Genomic DNA, 25,522 nt, shown 5'->3' with positions numbered 1-25,522 from the left:
CTGCATGACGGATTTGCATCCGGCCCCGGGAACGCCATATCTTGCGCCTGACAATCCCTTTGGAGAACAGATGAAATGAGTGTCGCCGAACGTATCCGGGAAAAGCTGCAAGCCGGTTTGTCTCCTGCCTCTTTGAACGTCATCGACGAATCTCACAAGCATGAAGGCCATGCCGGTCATCGTCCCGGCGGGGAAACCCATTTTCATGTGGATATCGTCTCGGACGCCTTCGCCGGTCAGAACCGCGTGAACCGTCAGCGACAGGTCTACAAGCTGTTGGCTGACGAAATGGCTGACCGGGTTCACGCCCTGTCGCTGACCACGCGAACACCCGACGAGGTCTGAACCACCGGCTGCAGAACCCGCTGTGGGCGCCATATCTGATGACAGGGCAGAAGCCTTCTCCCGCATTGTGGAGCTGCATCGTGCCGGCGATCATGTCGCAGCGATTGCCGGTTATCAGCAACTGCTCGAAGACGATCCCGGATTCCATGATGCCCGGCTGAATCTGGGTGCCGCCTGCCTGGCGACCGGGCGGCATGACGAGGCTGAAGCCGCCTACAGAACCATTCTGGCCGCAGATCCAAAACATGCGGGTGCCCATTACAATTTCGGCAATCTCTGCCGTGACTGGGGACAGCAGAAGCAGGCAGAACAGCATTATCTTGCGGCCCTGCATGCCGAGCCGCTGAACATCAGAACCATGGTCAATCTCGGCCAGCTGTTCATTGATACCGGCCGGCTGGAAGAAGCGCGGCGACTGCTGGCCAAAGCCACCCGCCACGCCCCCGGCAATCCGGCTGTCTGGAACGCCCTCGCCATCGCTCATATGAACGCGGACCGTCTGTCAGCTGCCGCCAGCTGTTTTCGCCGGGCGCTGGCAATCAATCCGGCATCGGCCGGGGCCTGGACCAATCTGGGCAGCTGTTACCGCATGTCCGGCCAGCTGGATGAAGCCGTCACCTGCCATAGCAACGCCCTTGCCCGGCAGCCGGAGAATGCGAAGGCCTGGACCAACCTTGGCGTCACCCAGGTCGATTTCAACGCCATAGACACGGCTCTTGAATCCTACAACCGGGCCCTGTCGATCAATCCGAAAAGCACCGCTGCCCTGTTCAATCGCGGCATCGCCCACCTGCTCACCGGCAATCTCAGGCAGGGGTTCGATGATTACCGGGTCCGCTGGCAACGTCCTGATATCCCGGCCCTGCCGGACGGCGCACCCTTCTGGGAAGGCGAAGACCTGAAAGGCCGCCGCCTGCTGCTGTTTTCCGAGCAAGGCTTTGGCGACACCCTCCAGTTCGTCCGCTATGCCCCGCTGCTGCGGGCCCGCGGTGCAGAGGTCATCCTGCATTGTCAGCAGGCCCTCGTCCGGTTGCTGACCACCGCGCCGGGAATATCTGCCGCCATCCCGCGCAATGATCCGCCCCCGCCGCATGACCTGCGGGCGGCCCTGCTGGAACTGCCCCGGCTGATGGAAACCTCGCTGGACTCGATCCCCTTTGCCGATGGCTATCTGCCGCGACCGGCGGCCGTTGCGCCGCCCGCCGACCGGCGGCTGCGCGTCGGGATCGTCTGGGCGGGCAGCCCGTCTCATAAGAATGACAGCCGGCGATCCTGTAAACTGACCGAGATGTTCTGTCTGTTCGACATTCCCGGCATTGATCTGTTCAGCCTGCAATTTGGCAAAGCCGCCGGCGCACTCGGGTCCGCAGAACAGGCTCTGGTCCGCAATGCGGTCTCCGGCTGTACCGACTTTCTCGACACGGCAAAAGTCGTCTGCAACCTTGATCTGGTGATAACCGTAGACACCTCGGTTGCCCATCTTGCCGGGGCTCTGGGGATCAGGGTCTGGGTAATGCTTCCACATGCACCGGACTGGCGGTGGATGCTGGAAAGGAATGACTCTCCGTGGTATCGGACAATGCGGCTGTACCGTCAGGCCAACCCTACAGAGGGGTGGGAGCCGGTGATACAGCAAATTCGTCACGACCTGTCCGGGCTGGCGGATAGTCATAACGCCGCCGTCAGATAACAGGTCGGCACAGGAGGTCCGGGGGGACAGATGGCGCGCAAGGCGGCGACGAAACGGAAGACCCGTAACACCGGCAGCAAATCACCGGCCAAGACAGCTGCACGGAAGAAGGCAGCCCCGCCCGATCCGGCAAAAGCCCGGGAGGTTTTTACGCAGGCACTTGAACTGCATCGTACCCGCGATTTCGATAAAGCCGCTGACGCCTACACGCAGGCCGCCACACTGGATCCCGCATTTGCAGAACCCCTGATCAACCTTGGCGTTCTGTTGCGCAGTCAGGGCGACCTTGCAGGCGCCGTTACCCGGTATGAAGCGGCGCTGGCCATCCAGCCGGACCATGCCGGAGCACATTACAATCTGGGCAATGCCCTGAAAGACAGCAATGACCCGGCCGGTGCCGAAACCCATTTCCGGCAGGCGCTGGAGATTGAGCCGGATTATCACACGGCACGGTCGAATCTTGCGATCCTGCTGAAAGATGCAGGAAAACTGAAAGAAGCCGAGTCCCTGTTCGACAAGGCGCTGGTCGCGCATCCGGATAATGCCGACCTGCGGAATGCACTTGGTGTGATCCTGTGGGAATCCGGTCGCCGTGAAGCGGCCATTGCCTGTTACAAGCGGGCCATGGCGGCGGCCCCCGCGATGGTTCATGCACCGTTCAACCTGGCCAACGCCCTGATGACCATCGGCCGGTATGACGAGGCGCTGGCACTGTATCGCAGGGTCATCGAACTTGATGACGGATATGTCGGCGCCTATTCCGGCATGGGTCAGACGCTGACCGGGATGGGCCGCCCGGATGAAGCCCTGAATTATCTGCGCAAGGCACAGGAAATAGATCCGGATCATCTCGACACGCATCTTGGTCTGGCCCGGGCTTATCTGCTGAAAGGCGACCTGCTGGCCGGCTGGGACGAATATGAATGGCGCTGGCAGCGGGTTGACCGGCAACCCCGTTATCAGGACCGTCCGGTCTGGGACGGCAGGAAATCCCTGAAGGGCAAGACGGTTCTGCTGCAAAGCGAGCAGGGTCTTGGCGATTCGATCCAGTTCGTCCGTTATATCCCGCTGCTGCGCGAGAAGGGGGCGACCATTCTGCTGGAAACCCAGCCCGGTCTGATGCGGCTGTTCCAGTGTCTGGACGGGGTTGAGAAGATCATCCGGGAAGGTACTGCCGCCCCGGATTTCGACTTCCGCATTCCCATGCTGACCCTGCCAAAGCTGTTCGGCACCACCCTCGACAACCTGCCGGTGCAGAAACGCTATCTGACACCACCACCGCAACCGGAACTGCGGCTGAAGCCCGCCGTCAACCGGGCGCTCCGGATCGGGATTGCCTGGGCCGGGCGACCGGAACACAAGAACGACCATAACCGCAGCGTCGATCTGAACCGGTTCATGGAGCTGACCGAGATCGACGGCATCGAGTTCCGTTCCCTGCAGAAAGGCCGGGGCGAGAGCGATATCGCCAAACTGTCCTGCGCCACCGTGCTGGCCGATTGTTCGCCGGAACTGTTCGACATGGCAGATACGGCTAACATCATTGATCAGCTTGATCTGGTGATTACCGTCGATACGTCGATTGCCCATCTGGCAGCCGCCCTCGGCAAGGCGGTCTGGGTGCTGACACCACATGCCCCGGACTGGCGCTGGCTGCTGAACCGCGAAGACACCCCCTGGTATCCGACCATGAAACTGCTGCGCCAGCCGTCCCCCGGCGACTGGGACAGCGTATTCACGCGGGTAAAACGTGACCTTGAGGATATTGTCCGCCGCCGCCGCAATCTGGCGCTGAGTGCGGTTGAAGATCGCGGTGATGTCATTATCGCCCCTTCGGCCTTCCGCTTCCCGGACGGACGGCCGACCTTCCGCATGCCGGTCCCGAAAAGCTATCTGTCCGATGCCGGTGTCGGCTTTCTGGTGCGTCACGAGACCCAGTTCGGCGGCTATGAGTTTCCTGCCCGGCGTTTCATTATCGAACATCTCGAACCCGGTGACCTGTTCATCGATATCGGTGCCCACTGGGGTATCTTCACCTTGTCTGCGATCTCGGCGCACCCCGGCAAAATCAAGGCGCTGGCGATTGAACCCCTGCCCGATAATGTCGCGCATCTGCGCCAGTGGCTTGCCTTCAACAACATGCAGAATCAGGTCGATGTGGTGCAGGGTGCCGCCGGTAACGGCTATGGTGAGGGCGTGCTGTTTGCCAATTCGACGATGGGACACAGTCTGGTCGAAGGCAATATGGCGCCGGGGGCAAAGGGTCGTGAAATCCGTGTACCCATTGCCTCGGTCGATGACCTGCTGGCCGCCCGGCCGGACCTGCAGGGCCGCCGCACGATCCTGAAGATCGATGTCGAAGGGGTCGAGCCGGAGGTTGTCGACGGTGCCTGGAATCTGGTTGAGGCCGGGCTGGTCAAGGCGATCATGTGGGAGAAAGGCCGGAACTACGACGAACAAGAACGCTTTGACGCCATGATGCGCATGGCAGACAAGCTGTCCCGCGCCGGCTTCCGCCATTATCGCTTCCCGCATGAACAGGCCGGCGGGCCGCTATTACCCTGGATCCCGACGAACGAGATGCTCAACGTCTTCTCCGTTGCCGGCGATATCCAACTGAAAACCCGCTACGCCAAACCCTTCACGCCGACACCGAAAGTGTTTGGCGCCGACCGCGCCAATCTTCCCCCGGAACAGGCGATCCGGGTGAGTGAGGAACTGATCAGGCGGCGTGGTACGGATGCGGCGCGCTGGGGCATGCCGGAACTGCTGCCGGCCGATGCGGATATCCGGGCCGCCGCCGCCGCAAAATATCTGCCGAAATCCGGCACCATTCTGGATGTCGGTTCAGGCGCGATGGTCCTTCGCAAACATATCGATCCGGCCTGCGGCTATGCACCAATCGATCTGACGCCAACCGCCAGACAGACCATCGTCATGGACCTTAATCGCGGCCATTTCCCGGATGGCAGCTGTGCGGCAATCGCCGCCCTGCATATCCTGCCCTATATCCATGACATCAACGCCCTGCTGACCCGTCTTCACAAAGCGGCTGACCAGCTGGTTCTGACCTATCCCGTCTGGGAGGAAGGACAAGACCGGCGCGCCCGGCGTGCACTCGGCTACTTCAATGACATGACCGCCGATGCCCTGAAAGAACGCCTTGTCGCAACCGGCTGGCAGGTAACAGGCGAAGAAGCAGCCGGTGATGACCTGCTGCTGGTCTGCAAACGGGCAGGATAAGATCGCTGCCCGGCCTGTTGTACATCTTACAAACGGGCAGGGCAGCGAATCAGTCTAGTTGAACTGGGGTTCAACTCCCGGCGGCATCGAGAATCCCAGATCACCGCGTTTGATGATCTTCTCCTTGCCACCGTTTTCTTCAATCATGCGGGCCTGGCTTTCCCGCACTGCCTTGTCCACCTCGACCGGGTCACAGATCCTGCGAAGTTCACCCAGCATTTCAGCCTTGATCGCGGCGCTTGCGGGATCATCCGTCAGGTCCGAGACCTCTTCCGGGTCATCATCCAGATTGAACAGCTGGGCGGGATAATCCGCGTAATAAACCAGCTTCCAGGGGCCTTTCCGAACCATGAAGGCGGCCGTCTTTGACCCCATCGCATGATATTCAGAGAAGGCGACGCGTTCCGGCACATCCTTTTCGATCAGCTCGAACAGGCTGGTCCCCGGAATATCTTCAGCCACTGTTTCCGCGTCCCGTTCACCGACGCAATCCATGATGAACGGATAGACATCAGCAATCGTCGACGGCGTCTCGACGACACGGCCTGCCGGGATACCCGGACCGGCTGCAATCATCGGCACCGCAACGGCTTCTTCATACATCAGCGACTTACCCCACGCGCCGCGGGTACCCATATTGTCGCCGTGGTCGGTGGTATAGACGATACGTGTGGAGTCACTGAGGCCCGCTTTCTCAAGCGCCCCGAGAACCAGCCCGACCTGTTCGTCCATGAACGAGATCAGGCCGAGATAGCCAGCCTGGGCGCGTTTGACCATGTCCGGGGTCTCAAAGTACTCGTCATAGGCAAAGATCTTACGGTAATCATCGACATAGGGATGAATCGACTCATGACGCTTGTCATATAGTTTCGGCGCCGGGAGATCCTGATTGTAATACCGGTAGAAATGCTCTGACGGGGCGGTCAGCGGAAAATGCGGTGCCACCCATGAGACAAACAGAACCCATGGTTTGTCGGTATGTTTCGGCGCTTCTTCGTAAAGCCAGGTCTGCGCATCAGACGTGATATCCCGGTCGTACCGGGTGTACATGGATTCCCCCGGCCCGGCCATTTTGGCCATTTTCCAGGAGGCACCACGTTTCACCGTGTCTTCATCACGGATCAGGCCGAGCAAATCGCCCTTGGCCTCGATCAGATGCATCGGGATACGCTCGTCCGAAAAGCCGTTATCGTCCTGATCGGAGCGGAAATGCAGCTTCCCGATGGAGACCGTCTGATGGCCCCGGTCACGAAGCAGGCTGTGCCAGCTGGGAATTGAGCCATCGAAGGCCTTCGCATTATCCCAGGTTTCTATCTGGTGGACATATTTGCCCGTCGCAAATGAAGCCCGTGCCGGCACACAGACCGGACAGGTGGTATAGGCATTGTTGAAGCGCGCGCCGCGGGCGGCAAGTTTATCCAGATTAGGTGTTGAAACGATTCCATGCCCATAACACCCGGCAACGCTTCGGGTATGTTCATCGGACATCAAAATGATCAGATTTGTGTTTTCCACGATGTCTGGTCCAGTTGTGGGTAGTGCAGGAATATCCGGCAGGCGCCCTGCACCTGCCGGATGATGAGTTATTTGATGAACTTGTCGTAGGTTGACTGATAGAAGGCTTCGCCCGCTCTCATGTCAGCTTCGAATTCCGGGCCGGGAATCCATTCCGGCGGGAAGCCGAATTTCTTGCCGAACTCGATGAATTCCGGGTCCTTCGTCGCAGCCTCCGTCCAGGTAGCGAGCTGCTGAACAACCGCATCGGGGGTGTCCTTCGGTACAAAGATGCCACGTACAGCGGAAACACTGATCGGCTTGCCCATGCTTTCCAGTGTCGGGATGCTTCTGAGCGGTGCATGTTCGATATTCTTTAGCGACCCACCCGTCGTCAGTACATCGATGAGACCGGCCTTGGCTTCTTTCAGAAGAACCGGCGAGTGAATAACCCCGGCATTAACCTGATTGGCGAGCAGTGCCTTTTTCAGATCGGCACCACCGGAATAAGGTACAATACGGACATCAAGGTCATAGGCACCCTTGATCGCCGCTGCCATCACCATATGAGCGCCGGCCGCACCGCCAACACCGATGGTCACCTTGCCCGGATTTGCCTTTGCGTCATCCAGGAATGCCTGAAAATCCTTATAGCCGCGCTCTCTGTTCGCCAGCATCCAGGTCGGCGTCGTGAAGAAACCACCCACGAAGCGGGCATCATCCAGACTGAATGGCAGGCCCTTTGTGAAGGTCATGAAGGCCAGAATTTCGCTGGTCCCGTTCATCAGCAGGGTACAGCCGTCCGGCTTTGACTGAACTGCCTTGATCGACCCGGTGGCGCTGCTGGCACCGCTGATATTATCGACGATAACGGACTTGCCGGATTGTTTCTCCAGAGCTGCTGCCAGTCCGCGACCGATCCGGTCCGTTCCGCCACCGGCTTTCCAGGGCACAACCATACGGATGGTGTCGCAGTCCAGATCAGCTGCACTGCCGGGCGTGGCCGCAAATGCGACACCCGCCGCAAATGCGGTTATCAAAGCCACAGGCTTCATAAGTTTTATCATGGGGAATCCTCCTTGGTTTTTGTTTGAATACTGCTTCGACTAATCGCTGATACCGATCCTGCTGCGCCTGCCCGCGGCGGCATCACGTATGCCCGTGAACAACTCCCAGCTCAGAACAACGACAATCAGTGCGACAAGAACCTGTCGCGGGGTCGTGGCGACGAATGTCGTCCAGTCATTTGCAGACAGGACAAGGGCCAGACGCAGGTTGGCTTCGATGATCGGGCCCAGAATGATTCCCAGCACAACCGTCACCACCGGGAATTTGCGTTTCTCAAGGAAGTAGCCAACGACACCGAAGAAGATGGCGATATAGATGGCGTAGACATTATTCACCGTCGCAAAGGCACCGATGGTTGCCAGCAGCAGGACAAAGGGGAACAGCCAGGCCCGGTCCTGTTGCAGGACGATGATGAACAGGGAAATCGCACGCCAGGCGATCAGGAACATGAAAATCGTCGAGATCAGCAGGCCGGCGAGAATGCCGTAAACCAGATCTCCGTTGGTCTGGAACAGCATGACGCCCGGCTCGATGCCGTGGAGAATCAGCGCACCGAGAATCACCGCTGTCGAGCCGTCACCGGGAATCCCCAGCGTCAGCATCGGAATCATCGTGCCGCCGGTTGTCGCATTGTTTGTGGCTTCCGGCGTGACGATACCGTCGGGCTCACCCTTGCCCCAGTCATCCGGATTCTTTGCCTGACGCTTCATGGTGCCATAGGCAAGCCAGGTCGCCCCTTCGGCACCCACCCCCGGCACAGCCCCGACGCCGGTGCCGAACAGACTGCCGACGACAACTGCTTTCCAGCGTTTCATCATGTCCCGGATACCGGGCAGCGCCATATTGCCGGCACCGGAAATGACCTCACTCCGGCTGCCAACCAGTTTCAGGTCGCTGAGCACCACCGCAATACCAAAGAAACCTGTCAGCGCCGCTGCAAAGGGAATGCCCGACATCAGATCGACAAAACCAAAAGTATAGCGCAGCGTCGCATCAACCGGGTCGAGACCGATCGTCGAGATCAGCAGTCCCAGAAGCACCCCGATCAGCCCCTTGAGGGTGGACCCCCTGACAAAGGAGGACACCATGAGAAGACCCAGAATGCCGACCAGAGCGATATCGGCATTGCCCGATTTCAACGCGACGGAGGCCAGCACAGGGATAAAGGTGACGGCGATGATCCAGCCAAAGATTCCGCCAAAGGTGGAACCCATGACCGCATAACCCAGTGCCAGCCCGGCCTCACCCCGCTCTGCCATCGGATGCCCGTCCAGCGCGGTACAGGCCCCTGCCGGAGTTCCCGGCGTTCGCAGCAGAATGGCAGAGAACGACCCGCCCAGTTTGGTCCCGACATAAACGCCGATCATCACCAGCAGCGCCTGCAACGGCTCCATGGTGTAAGTGAGCGGTAACAATATGACGATCGCCATGGGCGAGCTCAGGCCGGGCAGCGCCCCGACCAGAATACCGAGTGCCGTACCTGCAAACACAAGCAGCAGGTTGAACGGATGAAGAATTTCCTGAAATCCGCCGATGAGACCTTCGAACATATCCTGACCTTCCTAGTTCAGCGGCAGATCAAGGATCAGGATGAACAGCCCGTGAAACAGCCCTCCACCCAGAATGGCGATCACACCCATACGCAGAAGGTTCGTCTGCCCGAAGATGAAGAACGCAATGAAGAGAAATATGCTGGCCAGAATGAAGAGCGGGAGCATCCCGATGGTCAGCGCAAATACGACGAGCAAACCGATCAGGCCGACAATCCGCGCCGCGAGGTAAGCCGGTCCCGGGGCTGTAACGCCCGTATCATCACCGTCCGTACCTGCGTTCCTCGATCTGACCCAGGCCGTAAAGCTGGCACAGGCATAAATCCCGGTCAGCAGCATCAGCAGGCCGGAGATAACCGTCGGGAAACTGCGAAATGTAATCTGGGCATCACGGCTGTTTTGCAAAGCTTCGCCCGGCCCATACTGAATATACAGCAGACCGGCGAGACCAACCGAGAACAGAATAAGTGCTAAAAAACAGTCTTTTACAGACTCATTCATGGCCGCTTCCTACCCACTGGTTCAATGCCACACCGCTATCGCTTTCTTGCCGCTTCAACGCGTTTTGCTTACTATTGCGATATTGATGCATAGCTATAATGCTATGTCTTATTATTGCTATATAGCATTCATGATAAAATTAAGTCAAGATGGGCCTTGCACCCACTTGAAAGGTCGGGGAGATGGGAAAAATCAGTGAATCAGCACAACGCAGCAACCCTGTCCGGGCAGCCCGGGTCATTACCGATCTGGATGAATTTCTGAAGCAAACCCTGCCGCGCAGCGCGGATTCCGGGCCGAAATATGCGCAACTCCATGCCGCCCTGGTGCAGGCTATCGAGTCCGGCGTTGTTACCGAAGGAGACAAGCTGCCAAGCGAGATCGAGCTTACCTCCATGACGCCGTTCAGCCTTGGCACTGTTCAGAAGGCACTCAAGGCACTGATGGAAGACGGGCTGGTTGTCCGCAAGATTGGCGCCGGGACAATTGTCAGGCAGCCAGACGAAAGAATGAAGCAGCCGCTTCATTGCAGATTTTCGGGCCCTGACGGGGTTTTCCTGCCGGTCTTTCCGACACTGGTGAACCGTCAGTCCGTTGACGAGACCGGCCCCTGGACATCGGCGTTACCGGAGAATGCCAGAATTGTGCGACTTGATCGTGAAATCCGCATCAGTGATGCCTTCACCATGGTCACCCGTTTCTATGTCGATGCCCTGGCGTTTCCGTTCTTCATGGAAAAGGACTTTGCCGAACTGCATACCGAAAACTTCAAATCGCTGATGCAGAAAGAAGCAAATATCGTCGTCGCAGCCATTGACCATAAACTGACATTCATCCGGCCAGACCCGGACATCGCGGCCCGCATTGGCGTCGCGCCATCGGACCAGATTCTGAAAATCAGCGTGGTCACCAGCATCACAACCGGTGAGGCAATTTACTATCAGGAGTTTTTCATCCCGCCGAACGATCTCGACCTGGCAATCGAGAGCAGGCTGCAAAGTAAGTTCTAGTCCGTGATCTCATTCTGGAGACGGGAGAGAAAATCCTGAATGTCCGTATCATCTTCAGGTTCCGGCTTCTTTTCCTCCGCCGGGTCTTCGACGGAAATGGCTGTCGGCGCCTGCTGCAGGCTGCCGGTATGGATTTCCTCATCCAGAGAGCGATCGATTGCCGCGAAAAGGTCTGACCGGTCAATCGGTTTCATGACACAGTCTCTCATACCCGCATCAAGGTAATGCTGTTTGTGCTCCACCGTCACATCTGCGGTGCAGGCAATGATCGGAATGTCGCAGAACGGTGGCGGCAATTTGCGTATCTGCCGGGTTGCCTCCGGACCATCCATAACCGGCATGCGAACATCCATCAGGATCAGTTCAAAATCACCGCTCTTCGCAGCCTCAACCGCCAGCTCTCCATTCTCGACCATGTAACAGACATGACCGACATCGCTGAGGATCCTGTTGATCAGCATCTGGTTGATCTGGTTGTCCTCGGCCACGAGAATATTCAGGGGACGGCTGGCTTCGAAATGCGTCACCATCACATTATTGCGTGAAGATACCGGCCCTTCGGCTTCCTGCAATGGCAGCTCAAACCAGAAGATGCTGCCTTCACCCGGCAGACTCGAAACCCCGATTTCACCACCCATCAGCTCAACCAGCTGCCTGCAAATCGCCAGTCCCAGTCCGGTGCCGCCAAAGGTCCGGGTTGTCGAGACGTCGGCCTGACTGAATTTCTGGAACAGGGTTTCAATCACCTCCGGGCTCATACCAATGCCGGTATCACTTATTTCAAACCGCAGGATGTCGGCTCCGCTCTGGCCCGGTCTGCGTTTGATATGCAGGGTTACCGTTCCCTTTTCGGTGAATTTCACTGCATTCCCGATGAGATTGATCAGCACCTGCCGCAACCGTGACGGATCACCGGACAGGCCCTCCGGTACATCATCATCGATCATCTGTGTCAGCTTCAGTTCCTTGGCTTCCGCCCGGTTCATCAGTGAGCCGACCGCTGATCCCGCCTCATCAGCAAGATTGTAATCCACAGTCTCGATCTCCAGCTTTCCGGCCTCCAGCTTTGAGAGATCAAGAATATCATTGAGAATGGTCAGCAAGGCCCGGCCCGAACTCAGGATTGACTGGCCAAACTCCCGCTGCTGCGGCGAGAGGCGGGTTTCCAGCAACAGTTCGGCCATACCCAGAACGCCGTTCATCGGCGTACGGATTTCATGGCTCATCGTCGCCAGAAAATCTGACTTCGCCCGGTTTGCATCATCCGCCAGGTCTTTCTGCTGGCGATAATCTTCTGCCAGGTCACGCATCATTGTCGCCTGTTCTTCAAGCGTCTGCTGCGCTGTTTCCAGATCGGTGACCGTCTTGGTCAGCTCGTTCTCTTTCTCTTTCAGCGTGGAAATATCTGTCCGGATCCCGACCAGTCCGCCACTCGGGGTGCGGACTTCGGTCACGCGCAACCAGCGACCATCTTCATTCTGGCGTTCAAATGGTTCGCGGGCGCGACGCCGGCGTTGCAGTTCGGCCCGGAGATAGTCTTCTTCCCTGCCAATTGCCTTCGGTTCATGTCCCAGCCTGAAACGCTTGCCCAGAACATCCTCGCGTCTGGTCCCGGGGACCAGAACATCCACAAGATCGGGGAACATCGCCTTGTGACGGCTGTTGGCCGCAACCAGAACGTCATCCGCATCATAATAAATGAAGCCTTCATCGATCGCCTCGATCGCTTCATGCAGCATACTGCGCGACTTCTCGGCCATTTCGTAGAGGCTGGCCAGCCGCTCCTCACTTTCCTTCATGTCTGTAATATCGCTGAGGATCGCCACGATCCCGCCATCACTGGTACGCTTTTCCTTGATCCGGAGCCAGAGACCATTTGCCAGTGACCGCTCTTCCGGGTCGCCTGGATTCAGATGAAGCGCCAGCCGCCGCTGGATCCATGCCTCCTTGTCCGCGTCCCCCAGCCGGATCCTGTCGGCCTCAACCACATCACGGAGCATTTCTTCAAAGGTCCGGCCCACCTGGATCATTGTATCCTGCAGATGATAGTAGCGGGCGAAATTGCTGTTGAAGACCACCAGCCGGTCATTGGCGTCATAAAGAGCAAACCCGGTCGGCATTGCATCAATGGCGTCCTGCAGCCTCTGACGTGCCCGATAGAGCTCGGTGATATCGACCCGGGTTCCAATTATCTCATCGGCGGCTGTTCGGGCTTCGTAAACACTGACAACGCGCCCGTCACTGAAGATCAGGTCAAGCGGCGTGGAGGGCGGATTGCGATGCCCCCGGCAGCGTTCCTCGACAGCCTGATCAATATCTCTGCCACCGGGTGTCGGAAATGCACCTGTTTCATAGCCTCGGCGAATGATTTCGGCGTAGGTCAGACCTGTGATTGACGGCAAGTGGTCAAGATAGGAATAGAGCTTGCGGAAGGCCTCGTTATAAAGGACCAGCCGGTCGTCGGAATCATACAGGGTAAAGGCTCCCGGCATGTTGGCAATGGCAATCCGCAACCGTTCTTCCGCGCGTTTTTCTTTCGTGATGTCGTAGCGAATACCAACGATGCCACCACCTGCTGTCCGGGTTTCCGTGACACGGAACCACCGGTCACCGGCAAATTTCAGGTCAAAAGCCTCACCTGTCGGATTGAGATGCGCAGTAACCCGTTCTGTAATCCAGGCACCCAGTTTGTCAGGTTCAACATCCGGGACCAAAACACCATTATTCAGACTGGAACGGAGCATATCTTCATAGCTCAGCCCGAACAGACTGTCGAATTCCTCCAGATGCGGGAAGTGCTGCACGACCTTGTCATTATACAAAACGATACGGTCTTCACGATCGTATAGCGTGAAGGCTGCCGGAATCGAATTGATCGCATCGCGCAGCAACTGCTCCGCCTGCTTCAGCGCAGTGATATCAAGTCTGATGCCAACAATGCCGCCGTCTTCTGTCCGTCTTTCCGTGGTCTGAAACCACCGGCCCTTAATAATGGTCTCGATTGACTGACCATCTGCCGCATCATGGGCTTTAATCCGGTTCTCACGCCAGGCCAGTCTCGAGGTCTCATCATCGAACTGCATATAATCGTCGATTTTAAGAAACTGGTCGAGCAACTCCGGATAGGTCAGGCCCAGAAGGGGAAGATTGATGCCAGCTTCCTCGAACGGTTTTTTAAAGTCGCTGTTGTGCAATATCAGACGGTCATCTGCGTCGAACTTCGCGAAAGCCCCCGGCAGCTGTTCGATTGCCTGATGCAGCAACATTTCAGCCTGTTTCTGCTTGGTGACATCAATGCCGACACCAATCAGCCCGCCATCTGCTGTCCGTGCCCGGAAAACATGTCTGTATTGCCCGGATGCCAGCCTGACCTCAATGGCCCCACCATCCGCGTCCCGATGGTTTTTCAGCCGCCCGGCGAGCCATTCCTCCCGTTCTTTCTCCGTTGCAAATGGCGGGTAGGCACCGGCAGCATCACGCATCCGGAGGAGTTCTTCATAGGTCCGGCCAATCAGATCGTCAGTGATTCCAAGTACTGAAAAATCATTCCGGAAATGACTGTTGCAGAGAACCAGCCGGTCCTCGGGATCAAACCGGGACAAGGACCCGGGCATCTGTTCAATGACTTCTTCAAGCAACCCTTCGGCCTGCCTGCGGGCGGTGATGTCTTCACGCAAACCGATGATCGACCCCGTCGCGGTCCGGTACTCCGTGAACCGGTAATACCGGCCATCCGACATCTTTCGCTCAAACGGTGGCTGATCGGCAGCCAGATGCCCGGCAACCCGCTCTTTCACCCAGGATTCTTTGTTTTCGGCCTGTGTATAGCCGGGGAATTTTCCCTTGCGGGCCCCAAGCAGCAGCAACTCTTCATAGGTCCGGCCCTCGATATTCTCTTCATCCTTCAGGTACGGGAAATATTCCACATACTCCTTGTTCCAGAGGACCAGACGGTCTTTCTGATCATACATGCGGAAAGCCATCGGCAGCTGTTCGATGGCTTCACGCAAAATGATCTCGCTGCGTTTATAGGCGGTGATATTACGACCGATCGACAAAACTTCGGTCAGTTCACCCGCCTGATTGAAATATCCAATATTGCTCCAGCTTTCCCAGATCACTTCTCCGTCCGGTAATCTGGTTTCCTGCACATGGCTGGATTCCGGGGCTTCAACCGTGAGGTTTGCCACATCTGCCTTGAACTGCTCGTAAATCTCGTCGGGCAGCAGTTCACTGATATGAGTGCCGATCACCTCGTCCTGCCGCACCCCGTGTCGCCAGGCGTAGGCATCATTAACAAACATAAAGGCGCCGTCAGCAGACTCACGGCTCACCATCTCGCGTTCATTGTGCCGGATCGCTTCGAAGTTCAGGGCGGCATCGTCATAGACTTTGGGACGGACAACCGTCTCTGACAGTCTGCGGGAGAGGCCGCTTAAGACCGGCTCGCCGCCTTCCTCCGAACGTTTCGCACGCACATCGAACGTGACGATATGACCGTCATGATGCCGCAGTTTCTGCTGAAACCGCGCCTCCTCATCAATGCCATCGAGAAGCGGCTGAAGTGCCGACATGGTCGACTCAAACTCGCCTGCCGGAGATCGCATCTGCCAGACATCAAGATTGCCTGCCAGGTCATCATCTGAAAAACCGAGTACCCGTTTCCATTGCGGCGACAGCCAGAGCTCGCCGGTCCGGGGATAATACTCCCAGAAACCGTCATCCGAGAGACTGAGCAGGCGGGACTCCATTGACGCCGTCACAACGCTTTGTGTTTCGGTGTCAGCACCGGACTTTGAAGTCCGCCTGTTCATCAGACAGTAACCCGGAGATCAGGGGGTTTGGATCCAATCATCACATCAGGACTTCCGGCGATAGGCAAAGGCGTGATCATATCGTTTCAGAACGTAATCACCGCACAGGACGGGCGGATATGATACATCGCCCCCCTCACGACAGACATCCTGCGGATCAATCATTGTCTCATAGTTCGGATCAACAAACACCGCCAGGGACAGCCGCTCACGCCCTGACCGGTTGACCACCCGGTGTGGCGTCGAGGCAAAACGGTCGTTGGTCCAGCGTGCCAGCAGGTCGCCCACATTCACGACGAAAGTTCCGGGAACCGGAGTGGCCAGCAACCATTCACCCTGCTTGCTGCGGACTTCCAGGCCCCCGATCGGATCCTGATAAACCAGGGTCAGACAGCCATAGTCCGTATGCGGACCAACCCCGAACTGATCACTGTCCAGATTAGCCGGCTGTGGCGGGTAATAGACCGCTGCTCCGCGGCTGATGGGGTAATCAATATTCCGGCGGAATGTCATTTCAGGCAGATCCATCGCCACCGCAAAGGCCCGCATCAGGTCAAACCCCACATCATTGCAGGCGGCATAGAAATCATTGAATGCCGCCGCCATTCCGGGTCGCCCCTCCGGCCAGTTGTTCGGTCCGATGAAAGGATTGTCCGGATCCATGGCCACCGGGTCATCCGCCGGTGTCTCGCGCCCCCAGACAAAGCTCTCCTTCAGGTCGGGAAGCCGGTTACCTTCCATCTTTGCCTCACCGACACGCAAAAAGCCCCGGTGCCGCTGGTTGATTGCCGTCTCCAGTTTTCTTTCAAGCGGTTCAGCAAAGAAATTCCGGGCCTCCCGGTCGGTCCGGTCAATGAGTTCCTGCGGGACGCCGTGGCCACTGACATAGAAAAAACCGAGATGAGCGGCCGCTGCCAGCATTTCGGACGCAACGGAATCTCTGGCGTTTGTGTCACCACTTCGCAACCCGCTGATATCGATCACCGGAATATCCGTGACGTTGATTTCAGTTGCTGTCGCATAAGCCATGATTTCAGTCCTTCTCTGCCGGATAATAACCGATCCGGTCACCCTCTGTCGTAACGCCCAGCCCGTTCAGAACCCGGTTGGAGAAGGCAAAATAGGCGGCAACCTGATTGACCTCCAGAATCTGTCCGTCATCTGCACCGGCAGCCCGGCAGGACTCAATGTCCCCTGCCGACATCTCGCCGATTGCGACCGTCACCTTCCGGGCATAACGCAGCAATGCCAGTTCGAGACCACTAAAAGCATCCTCTGGCCGGTCACAGGCCAGTGCTGCGAACATGGCCTGGCCTTTTGACTGATCAGGCGCCAGACGTCGCATGTTCGCACCATGATGGGCCGTCGCATAATGACAGCGGTTCAGCAGGCTGACATAACTGGCAACAGCTTCAAGGAACCAGAACGGTAACGCATTATCCGGATTGTGCAGCACGCTTCTGTACAGCGCAACATGGCCCGCCAGTGTTTCCGGACGCAGGGAATGCGCCCGCATCACATTATCGACGGTGCCATGCGGCGTCGTCGCGGCATCATACAGCTCCCGAAGCCTGCCGGTCGCAGACTCCGGCGGAATCATTTCGATCCAGCCAGACATAACCCTAACTCCAGTATTCTCACAGAATAAAGGAGCAGCTTATACCGGACAAAAACTTACAGATAGGTAATTACCACAAGTGCCGGTCAGACTGTCTGATTAAAACGTCCGCCAGAGGAGGGATCACCCGGTTCCAGATCAATGGTTGCGTCATTTGCAGCATTGGCCGGCTCGCCTTCTGTCTTCGGCGCGGCTTCCGGGGCAGCACCCGGTTTCGGGCCTCCTTTTGCCACACCAACCATTGCCGGTCGCAGCAGGCGGCCATGCAACACATAGCCGGGAGCCATTTCCTGAACCACGGTACCTGCGGGTTGTGCCGGGTCTTCAACTTCGAACATCGCCTGATGGAAATTCGGATCCATCGGCTTGCCGATGGCCTCGACCTTTGAAATGCCGTGCCGTTCAAAAACGGAATCAAGTTCCTTGCGGGTCATCTCAATGCCGATTGCCAGGTTCTTGACCGGACCATCACCGTCCTTGATGCCTCCCGGCAGGCTCTGCAGGGCCCGGCCCAGATTGTCACCAACCGCCAGCAGGTCCTTTGCAAAGCCGGAGACGGCAAACTTGCCTGCATCTTCCTTCTCGCGCTGGGTGCGTTTACGCAGATTGTCCATTTCGGCATGCTGGCGGACCCATTTGTCCTTCCATTCGGCAATCTCTGCCTCAAGTTCGGCAATCCGGTCAGCCGCAGAAGCTTCCGCCGCAGCCGGCTCTTCAGGAACAAACAGCGCCTCTTCCGGGCTTGCCACAGCCTCGGCCTCCGGTGCGGCTTCTTCGAAACCAGTGTTTGGCGGGGGTGTCCCTGCGTCCGGCTTCTTGTCCTGTTCGTTCTGCATCTGCCTGTCCTCTCTTCTTTCTGTGGCTCAGCCGAGTATCCGGCCAACCACCCGGGCCGTGTAATCAACCATGGGAATGATACGTGCGTAATTCAGCCGCGTCGGGCCGATAACGCCGATTGCCCCGATTATCCGCTCCTGTGTATCGCGAAATGGCGATACGACAACTGAACAACCGGACAATCCGAATAATTTATTCTCTGCCCCGATGAAAATCTGTACGCCTTCCGCGATATGCGCGAGGTCCAGCAGCCGCAGCATGGTCTGCTTTTCCTCCAGCGCCTGAAACAGACCCCGGATGCGTTCCAGGTCCTCAAGGGCGCTGACATCCTCCAGCAGATTGGCCTGACCTTTGACAATCAGGGCCCCGTGCTTTGCATCACCCGACCAGGTCGCCAGACCTGCATCAATCACACTACGGGTCAGGCCATCCAGTTCGGTCTGATGGGCGTCCAGATCAAGACGTACCTTCTCTGATGCTTCGCTCAGTGTCCGGCCCCGCAACTGCATGCTGAGATAATTGGCTGCCTCTGTCAGGGCGCTTTGCGAGATACCCATTGGCAGGTCAAAAACGCGGTTCTCGACAACCCCGTTCTCTGACACCAGCACAGCCAGGGCGCGACCGTCTCCCAGCGGAACAAACTCGATCTGCCGCAGCGGCGATTCCCGTTTCGGCGACAGCACCATGCCGGCACAGCGGGACAGGCCGGACAGCGCCGATGTCGCTTCCTCCAGCACATTTTCCATCGAACGGTTCTCGGCATTGCACTGGGCATCAATCGAATTGCGTTCGTTCTCTGTCAGCTGACCGACCTGCAGCAGGCCGCTGACAAACATCTGCAATCCCCGGTCAGTCGGAACCCGCCCGGCAGAGGTATGCGGCGAAAACAGCAGCCCCGCATGCTCCAGATCCGACATTACATTGCGGATCGTCGCTGGTGACAGCTGCATCGGCAGGGCGCGCGAAAGGGTTCGCGATCCGACCGGCTCCCCGGTCTCGACATAAGTCTCGACCAGTCGCCGGAAAACTTCGCGGGACCGTTCATTCAGTTCGATAACGCCGCTTTTCTGCTCGTCCATCATTACGTCCAAGGTTGCGGGCGCAACATAGGTTTGCCTATGGCCCGCGTCAACGAGCCCCGGTCATATCAGACTATGCTGCAAACCTCGCCAAAGTCCGGTCGCGGGCTGCGGTCGAACAAGGCGTCCGGATCACCATAACCCAGGCTGCAAAGAAAGTTCGACCGGATATCGGTGCCATCGAAGAACGTCTTGTCCACCGCCGCATTGTCAAAGCCCGACATCGGGCCGCAATCAAGACCAAGCGCACGGGCGGCAATCATCAGATAGGCACCTTGCAGTGTCCCGTTACGAAAGCCCGTCACTTCCGCCAGCGCCGCATTTTTACGGAACATGTCGGCTGCACCCTTGCTGTGTGGAAACAGCACCGGCAGCCTTTCAAAGAAACGGGTATCCGTGCCAATGATCGCGCAGGCCGGGGCGGCCATGGTTTTCTCCCGGTTGCCCTCCATCAGCAGCGGTTCAAGTTTCTTTTTGGCCTCGGAAGACTTGACGAAAACCACACGGGCAGGCGAGCAGTTCATGCTTGTCGCCCCCCATTTATAAAGATCATAGACCTGTTTCAGCAGATCATCCGGGACATCCCGGTCCTGCCATTTGTTGTGTGTCCGCGCATCGCGCAGGATCAGGTCGAGACCATCAGCGTCAAGGGCAGAGATCCTGCGGCGCACATCTTCAACGGCAGCTTTCGCTGTATCGGTCATATTCTGATCCTTCGGATGACGTAAAGTTCAGGTCTTCATATGGTTGCCTGCCAGCGGGGATCAACGGTGCTTTCACCGGGCAGATGAAGGGACTAGACTCCGCGCCAAAGAATAACGAGGAACTCTCCCTGATGACTGATACGGAACGGGCGGACTGGATTCGCCAGACCTATGGTATTGATGTTACGCCTGAAATGATCGCTGAACCGGCGCGCGTTTCCGCCGCAAACAGTGCTGTCGTACGCAGGCTGGCGACGCGGCTGTCGCTGGAAGCCGAGCCTGTAGATTATCTGCGGGAACTCGAAGCCCTCGCGCCCGGAACAACCGGAGGTGGCGGCAAATGAGCATCGACCCCTATCTCTCCCTTGAAGCCGCCGCCGCCGGTATCCGAAAAGGTGACTTTACCTCCGTCCAGCTGACAGAAGCCTGTCTCGCACGGATTGACGCACTGGGTGACAGGCTGAACTGCATCGCCGGTGCGGACCCTGAGACGGCACTGGCCGGTGCAGCAGATGCAGATGCACGGCTGGCAGCCGGTAAGCCCGTCGGCCCGCTGCACGGTGTGCCGCTGGCACATAAGGACATGTATTACCGTGAGGGCCGAATTTCCGCCTGTGGCGCCATCATCCGCAAGGATTATCAGCCCACGACAACCGCCACCGCCCTCCATCGCCTTGATGCGGCGGGTACGCTGGATATCGCCCGTCTCAACATGGTGGAATTTGCCCTCGGACCGACCGGCCATAACCAGCATACCGGCGCTGTACGCAACCCCTGGAACACCGACCATATTACCGGGGGGTCGTCCTCCGGTTCCGGGTCGGCGGTTGCGGCGGGGCTGGCCTTCGGTGCTCTCGGCTCCGATACGGGCGGGTCTATCCGCACCCCTTCAGCCTGCTGCGGGCTGGTCGGCATGAAACCGACCTATGGCCGGGTCAGCCGGTCCGGCGCAATGCCGCTGTCCTTTTCCCTCGATCATGTCGGGCCCCTGACCCGCACCGTCCGCGACAACGCCCTGATGCTTCAGGCTATTGCCGGCGGTGACCCCCGTGATCCGACGACCAGCCATCTGCCAGTCCCCGATTTTCTGGAGGGAATTGAAAAGGACATCCGGGGGCTGCGAATAGCTGTCTGCGAAGATTTTTTTGGTGACAGTCTCGACGACGAAGTTGCCGCTTTGACCAATACCAGTCTGGATGTCTATCGCCGCCTCGGCGCGACCATCGTTCCCGTCCGGTTCCCGGAAATGCAGGATCTGGTCGCCCTGACCACGGTACTTTCAAGCTCGGAATCTGCCGGTTATCACGCCAGCGGTCTCGCCTCGGACTGGGATCGCTATGGGCATCAGACGCGCGGACGCATGCTGGCCGGGCTGTTTTACCCGGCGGTGACCTATCAGCAGGCGCTAAAGCTGCGGGCCCCGATCTTGCGGGCTTTCTGCAAGGCGATGTTCGCCAATGCCGATGTCATGCATGCGCCGGGTCTCGACACCCCCGTGCCGACAATAGCCGAAACCGATCATTCTGACGGGCCGGGCTTCCTGCAGGCACTGATACGCCTGACCCGCAATATCCGGCCCTTCAACTATCTCGGTGTGCCGACAATGGCCGTTCCCGCCGGTTTCACCGCCAATGGTCTTCCCGCAAGCTTCCAGCTCGCCGGACGGCCATTTGACGAGGCAACAGTTTATCGCACAGCACGCGCCTACGAGCGCGCAACCGGCTGCACCGATGCCCATCCGCAGCTAGACTGACATATCCGACAGGAGAGAGACGATCATGAGCTTTGACTGGAAATCCCTGACCGCCGAAGAACTTGAATTACAGTTCAACCCACGGGCCGTGCCGGCCAACCGCGGCGACTTTGACCGCATATTCGCCGAACTGAGCGCCACTGCCCGGGCCAGCCTGAAACATGAAATGGGCGTCCGCTATGGCACTGCCGACCAGATGCTGATGGACATCTTCCCGGCCGATGATCCCTCGGCACCGACCATGATCTTCATCCATGGCGGTTACTGGCGGGCCCGCACCAAGGACGAATTCGGTTTCGTCGCCGGTGCCTTCACCCCGCGTGGCGTCACCACCATCAATCTGGATTACGATCTCTGCCCGAAAGTGACACTGGATGACATCGTCGCCGAGATCATCGAAGGGGTGGACTGGATCGCCCGGAATTGTGCTGCAAAGGGGGGCAATCCCGACCGGCTCTATATTGCCGGTCACTCTGCCGGAGCGCATCTCGCTGCCATGGTTCTGGCGACCGACTGGGCCGCACGCGGCCTGCCAAAAGACCTCATCAAGGGTGCCACGCTGATGAGTGGTATCTATGACCCGGAACCGGCCCGCCATATCAGCGTCAATAACGACCTCCACCTGACCGAGGAAATGGCCGCACGCTGCAATGCACTGGCTGCTACCCCGACAACGGATTGTCCGATTCTGACCACAGTTGGCGGGGTGGAGCCTGAGGGCTGGATCGATCAGTCCCGGCAGTATCAGGAAAAATTCGGCGGTGACCTGATAATTTCACCGAATGACGGTCATCTGGGCCTGCTGCAAACCCATTGCGACGGCAAGAGCGACCTGTTCAAAGCACAGCTGTCACAGATGGGTATCAGCTGAGCCGGGTTATCCGCTGTCTGATTTTTACTGCGATCCTTCGAGACGCGCTTTTTGCGCTCCTCAGGATGAGGTTTTACCATAACCAGACCTCATCCTGAGGAGCAGCGTAGCTGCGTCTCGAAGGATGCAGAAACCCTGAAGTCTGGCAGACAGAACCCTAGGCGTGAATTGCCTTGCCGGTCCAGGCGGCCATGGCGGCTTCCTTGACGGACTCACCCATCTGCGGATGCGCGTGGGAAATACGGGCGATATCTTCTGCCGACGCACCGAATTCCAGCGCCATCACGGCTTCCGCGATCAGGTCACCGGCCAGCGGGCCGACAATATGTACGCCAAGGACCGTATCGGTTTTCTTGTCGGTCAGGATTTTCACAAAGCCAGCTGTATCCGAAACCGCACGGGCGCGGCTGTTGGCGCTGAACGGGAACTTGCCGACCGCATAGTCGATACCGGCTTCCTTCAGGGCTTCTTCGGTTTTGCCGACAGAGGCGATTTCCGGTGTGGTGTAGACGACACCCGGCACCTTGTCGTAATCAACATGACCGGCTTCACCGGCCAGCATTTCTGCAATGGCAACGCCGTCTTCTTCTGCCTTATGGGCCAGCATCGGGCCAACAATCGCATCACCGATTGCAAAAATGCCTTCAACTTCCGTCTGGAAATACTCGTCTACGGCAACCCGGCCGCGATCATCCAGCTTCACGCCGGCCTTCTCAAGGCCGAGGCCTTCCGTGTAGGGGCGACGGCCAATGGCAACCAGCACCACATCTGCCTTGAATTCTTCTGCATCCCCGCCTTTGACCGGCTCCATGGTCAGAGTGACGGCAGTCTTGGTTTTCTTCGCGCCGGTCACCTTCGTGCCCAGTTTGAAATTGATCCCCTGCTTGCCCAGAATACGCTGTGACTGTTTCGCCAGTTCACCATCCATCCCCGGCAGGATACGGTCGAGGAATTCGATCACCGTCACTTCTGCGCCAAGACGGCGCCAGACCGAACCCATTTCCAGTCCGATGACGCCGGCGCCAATCACGGCCAGCTTTTTCGGCACTTTCTTCAGGCTCAGCGCTCCGGTTGAGGAGACGATCTGCTTCTCGTCGACATCAACGCCCTTGAGCGGTGTGGATTCAGAACCCGTTGCAATGACGATGTTTTTCGTCGACAGCGTCTTGTCTTCCGAACCGTCGAGACCCTTTACCTTCTCGACCCTGACACTGGTCGCAGATTCAATGCTGCCGCGGCCCTTGAAATAATCGACCTTGTTCTTCTTGAACAGAAACTCGATGCCCGAGGTCAGGTCGACAACGACCTTGTCCTTGCGGGCCAGCATCTTGTCCAGATCGACCTTCGGTGAACCAACCTCAATGCCATGCTCGGCAAATTCATGCTGTGCCGATTCATAGAGATGCGAGGAATGCAGCAGCGCTTTCGACGGAATGCAGCCGACATTCAGGCAGGTGCCGCCAAGGGCGCCGCGCATTTCGACACAGGCCGTCTTGAGGCCAAGCTGGGCGGCCTTGATGGCACAGACATAACCACCCGGCCCACCGCCGATGATCACAACGTCATAGGTATCACTCATATTTCTCGCTCCCGGCAGTCGGGTTGGGTTTCAGGCTCAGACGTCCAGCAGGATACGGCCCGGATCTTCGATGCACTGCTTGATCCGCACCAGGAAGGACACGGCTTCGCGGCCATCAATGATGCGGTGATCATAGGACAGGGCCAGATACATCATCGGGCGGATTTTAACTTCGTCACCAACAGCAACCGGGCGCTTTTCGATCCGGTGCATACCCAGTACCGCAGCCTGCGGCACATTGATGATCGGCATCGAGTTCATTGACCCGAAAACGCCACCGTTTGAAATGGTGAAGGTGCCGCCCATCATCTCATCCATGGTGAGCTTGCCGTCACGGGCACGACGGCCAAAGTCGGAAATCGATCCTTCAATGCCGGCGAAGCTCATGTCATCGGCATCCTTGAGAACCGGCACCACCAGTCCGTTCGGTGTACCGACCGCAACGCCGATATTGTAGTAGTTCTTGTAGATGATTTCGTCGCCGTAGATCTCGGCATTTACCGCCGGCCATTCGCGGAGCGCAATGCAGGCCGCACGAACGAACATCGACATGAAGCCAAGGCGCACGCCATGCTTCTTCTCGAAACCGTCCTTGTACTTCGCCCGCATTTCCATGGCCCGTGTCATATCGACATCGTTCCAGGTGGTCAGCATGGCAGCCGTGTTCTGGGCTTCCTTCAGACGCGACGCGATAACCTTGCGCAGCCGGGTCATCTTCACCCGCTCTTCCAGCGGGTTTTCCGGGCGCGGCGGCAGAGCGTCAAAAGACGGACGGGCCGGGGCGCTCCCCGGTGTCGCTGCCGGGCGGCTGGCCGGCTTGGAGCCGCCCTGCATGAAATTCACCACGTCGGCCTTGGTCAGACGACCGTCTTTGCCCGAAGCCGGAATGTCGGCTGCGTTCAGGCCGTTATCAGCGATCATTTTCTTAACCGCAGGCGGCAGAGGCTTGGACAGGTCGGGCTTGTTGCCGGCCGGTACAGAAGCCGCAGGAGGTGGTGGCGGTGAAGAAGGTTTGGCTTCCTGCTTCTCCGGCTTTGCTTCCGCCTTTTCCTCTTTCGGGGCTTCTTTCTTGTCTTCCTTCGGTGCCTCGGCACTGGCAGAGCCTTCGGCTCCTTCCTCGATCATCGCCAGCAGGGCGCCGACTTCAACTTCTGCGCCTTCCTCGGCAATGATTTCACCCATCGCACCAGCGACCGGCGAATTGACTTCGAGGGTCACCTTATCGGTTTCCAGCTCGCAGATTGCCTCATCGACAGCGACCGCGTCGCCGGGCTTTTTCATCCAGCTGGCAACGATTGCTTCGGTCACTGATTCGCCGAGCTGCGGCACCTTTACTTCAACGGCCATGGTTCAGGATGCTCCTCAG

19 protein-coding genes are annotated in these 25,522 nt (G+C 58.1%); 7 read left to right on the top strand and 12 right to left on the bottom strand.

The features are described 5' to 3' along the window. Window positions 1-75 precede the first annotated feature (75 nt). From GH722_07460 to GH722_07450, 3 genes are read left to right on the top strand one after another with little or no spacing between them, the layout of a single operon-like run. On the top strand, window positions 76-345 hold the full coding sequence (locus GH722_07460; GenBank protein ID MRG71599.1) for a BolA/IbaG family iron-sulfur metabolism protein: 270 nt from the start codon (window positions 76-78) through the stop codon (window positions 343-345). 22 nt (window positions 346-367) lie between these two features. Continuing rightward, window positions 368-2,035 carry a tetratricopeptide repeat protein gene (locus GH722_07455; GenBank protein MRG71598.1) on the top strand — a complete coding sequence of 556 codons (1,668 nt, stop codon included), beginning with the start codon at window positions 368-370 and terminating at the stop codon, window positions 2,033-2,035. 30 nt (window positions 2,036-2,065) lie between these two features. Continuing rightward, window positions 2,066-5,278 (top strand): tetratricopeptide repeat protein, encoded by a 3,213-nt coding sequence (locus GH722_07450; GenBank protein ID MRG71597.1) that lies wholly within the window; start codon window positions 2,066-2,068, stop codon window positions 5,276-5,278. 54 nt (window positions 5,279-5,332) lie between these two features. Here the strand turns inward: GH722_07450 and GH722_07445 are convergent, their stop codons facing one another. From GH722_07445 to GH722_07430, 4 genes are all read right to left on the bottom strand, one after another. Further along, the gene (locus GH722_07445; GenBank protein MRG71596.1) at window positions 5,333-6,766 is read right to left on the bottom strand and encodes a sulfatase-like hydrolase/transferase; all 1,434 of its coding nucleotides are present in this window, start codon (window positions 6,764-6,766) and stop codon (window positions 5,333-5,335) included. A 95-nt stretch (window positions 6,767-6,861) separates the two neighbouring features. Next, window positions 6,862-7,839 carry a hypothetical protein gene (locus tag GH722_07440; GenBank protein ID MRG71595.1) on the bottom strand — a complete coding sequence of 326 codons (978 nt, stop codon included), beginning with the start codon at window positions 7,837-7,839 and terminating at the stop codon, window positions 6,862-6,864. Between the two features lie 39 nt (window positions 7,840-7,878). Beyond that, window positions 7,879-9,390 (bottom strand): C4-dicarboxylate ABC transporter permease, encoded by a 1,512-nt coding sequence (locus GH722_07435; GenBank protein ID MRG71594.1) that lies wholly within the window; start codon window positions 9,388-9,390, stop codon window positions 7,879-7,881. A 12-nt stretch (window positions 9,391-9,402) separates the two neighbouring features. Continuing rightward, window positions 9,403-9,891, bottom strand: coding sequence for a hypothetical protein (locus tag GH722_07430; protein ID MRG71593.1), 489 nt, complete (start codon window positions 9,889-9,891; stop codon window positions 9,403-9,405). Window positions 9,892-10,073: 182 nt separating this feature from the next. Between GH722_07430 and GH722_07425 the strand changes: the two genes are divergently transcribed. After that, window positions 10,074-10,901 carry a GntR family transcriptional regulator gene (locus GH722_07425; GenBank protein MRG71592.1) on the top strand — a complete coding sequence of 276 codons (828 nt, stop codon included), beginning with the start codon at window positions 10,074-10,076 and terminating at the stop codon, window positions 10,899-10,901. On the opposite strand, the gene GH722_07420 is transcribed toward GH722_07425, so the two are convergent. The 6 genes from GH722_07420 to GH722_07395 all read right to left on the bottom strand — a co-directional run bounded on the left by GH722_07420 (window position 10,898) and on the right by GH722_07395 (window position 19,953). Continuing rightward, window positions 10,898-15,715, bottom strand: coding sequence for a PAS domain S-box protein (locus tag GH722_07420; protein ID MRG71591.1), 4,818 nt, complete (start codon window positions 15,713-15,715; stop codon window positions 10,898-10,900). The two genes, GH722_07425 and GH722_07420, sit on opposite strands and share 4 nt — an antisense overlap. Before the next feature lie 45 nt (window positions 15,716-15,760). Beyond that, window positions 15,761-16,720 (bottom strand): 2OG-Fe(II) oxygenase, encoded by a 960-nt coding sequence (locus GH722_07415; protein MRG71590.1) that lies wholly within the window; start codon window positions 16,718-16,720, stop codon window positions 15,761-15,763. 28 nt (window positions 16,721-16,748) lie between these two features. After that, window positions 16,749-17,333: a peroxidase-related enzyme gene (locus GH722_07410; GenBank protein ID MRG71589.1), complete on the bottom strand. Its 585-nt coding sequence runs from the start codon at window positions 17,331-17,333 to the stop codon at window positions 16,749-16,751. Between the two features lie 86 nt (window positions 17,334-17,419). After that, a complete protein-coding gene (gene grpE, locus GH722_07405; GenBank protein MRG71588.1) occupies window positions 17,420-18,169 on the bottom strand; it encodes a nucleotide exchange factor GrpE in 750 nt (249 codons plus the stop codon). A gap of 27 nt (window positions 18,170-18,196) precedes the next feature. After that, window positions 18,197-19,249, bottom strand: coding sequence for a heat-inducible transcriptional repressor HrcA (gene hrcA / locus GH722_07400; protein MRG71587.1), 1,053 nt, complete (start codon window positions 19,247-19,249; stop codon window positions 18,197-18,199). Window positions 19,250-19,317: 68 nt separating this feature from the next. Next, complete coding sequence (locus tag GH722_07395) at window positions 19,318-19,953, bottom strand: malonic semialdehyde reductase (protein MRG71586.1); 636 nt, start codon at window positions 19,951-19,953, stop codon at window positions 19,318-19,320. A gap of 131 nt (window positions 19,954-20,084) precedes the next feature. On the opposite strand from GH722_07395, the gene GH722_07390 reads away from it, so the two are divergent. Genes GH722_07390 through GH722_07380 form a run of 3 tightly spaced genes read left to right on the top strand, consistent with a single transcriptional unit; the run spans window position 20,085 to window position 22,577 of the window. Next, window positions 20,085-20,297 (top strand): hypothetical protein, encoded by a 213-nt coding sequence (locus tag GH722_07390; GenBank protein ID MRG71585.1) that lies wholly within the window; start codon window positions 20,085-20,087, stop codon window positions 20,295-20,297. Further along, complete coding sequence (locus GH722_07385; GenBank protein MRG71584.1) at window positions 20,294-21,706, top strand: Asp-tRNA(Asn)/Glu-tRNA(Gln) amidotransferase GatCAB subunit A; 1,413 nt, start codon at window positions 20,294-20,296, stop codon at window positions 21,704-21,706. The genes GH722_07390 and GH722_07385 overlap by 4 nt, the downstream gene beginning before the upstream one ends. 25 nt (window positions 21,707-21,731) lie before the next feature. Then, window positions 21,732-22,577, top strand: a complete 846-nt coding sequence (locus GH722_07380) for an alpha/beta hydrolase fold domain-containing protein (GenBank protein ID MRG71583.1) — start codon at window positions 21,732-21,734, stop codon at window positions 22,575-22,577. A gap of 157 nt (window positions 22,578-22,734) precedes the next feature. Here the strand turns inward: GH722_07380 and GH722_07375 are convergent, their stop codons facing one another. Then, entirely contained in the window at window positions 22,735-24,156 is a 1,422-nt protein-coding gene (locus GH722_07375; protein MRG71582.1) for a dihydrolipoyl dehydrogenase, read from the bottom strand. 36 nt (window positions 24,157-24,192) lie between these two features. Further along, on the bottom strand, window positions 24,193-25,503 hold the full coding sequence (gene odhB, locus GH722_07370; protein ID MRG71581.1) for a 2-oxoglutarate dehydrogenase complex dihydrolipoyllysine-residue succinyltransferase: 1,311 nt from the start codon (window positions 25,501-25,503) through the stop codon (window positions 24,193-24,195). Window positions 25,504-25,522: the final 19 nt, after the last annotated feature.

It is taken from the genome of Alphaproteobacteria bacterium HT1-32 (assembly GCA_009649675.1).
GTDB lineage: Bacteria > Pseudomonadota > Alphaproteobacteria > Rhodospirillales > HT1-32 > HT1-32.
This window is presented reverse-complemented; position numbering and strand designations above follow the sequence as displayed.